This window comes from Plantactinospora solaniradicis (genome assembly GCF_042658085.1).
In the GTDB taxonomy this organism is placed as follows: Bacteria; Actinomycetota; Actinomycetes; order Mycobacteriales; family Micromonosporaceae; genus Plantactinospora; species Plantactinospora solaniradicis.
The window spans coordinates 1-570 of the sequence record NZ_JBHSPR010000125.1 but is presented as its reverse complement, the minus strand read 5'-3'; the positions used below and the strand labels follow the sequence as shown (position 1 = coordinate 570).

Sequence of the window (570 nt, the reverse complement as noted above, 5' to 3'; positions counted from 1 at the left end):
TTGTACCGGACCGGGGATGTGGTGCGGTGGCGGGCGGACGGGCGTCCGGAGTTCCTGGGCCGGGCGGATTTCCAGGTGAAGGTGCGTGGGTTCCGGATCGAGCTGGGCGAGATCGAGGGTGTGCTGCGGGCGGTGCCGGGGGTGGCCGCGGCGGTGGTCGTCGCGGACGGTCCGGTTGGGCAGTCGCGGTTGGTGGCGTATGTGGTGGCGGACAGCGGTGCCGGGGTGGCGGTGGCGCAGCTTCGGGTGGTGTTGCGGGAGCGGCTGCCGGAGTACATGGTCCCGGCGGTGTTCGTGGAACTGACGGCGCTGCCGCTCAACGCCAACGGCAAGATCGACCGGGCGGCGTTGCCCGCGGTCGAGGGTGTCCGCCCGGACGCGGATGCCCAGTTCGTGGCGCCGCGGACCCCGGCCGAGGAACTCCTGGCCGGGATCTGGGCCGAGGTGTTGGGCGTGGACCGGGTCGGGGTACGCGACAACTTCTTCACCCTGGGTGGACATTCGCTGCTGGCCACCCGGGTGGTGTCCCGGATCCGGGCCGTGTTCGCCGTGGAGGTGCCGGTCGCGGCG

General features: G+C 72.5%; 1 protein-coding gene. It reads left to right on the top strand.

Annotation, left to right across the window (positions count from 1 at the left end; translation table 11 throughout):
- On the top strand, positions 1–570 hold a 570-nt coding region (locus ACFP2T_RS47620), incomplete at both ends, for a phosphopantetheine-binding protein (protein WP_377434640.1).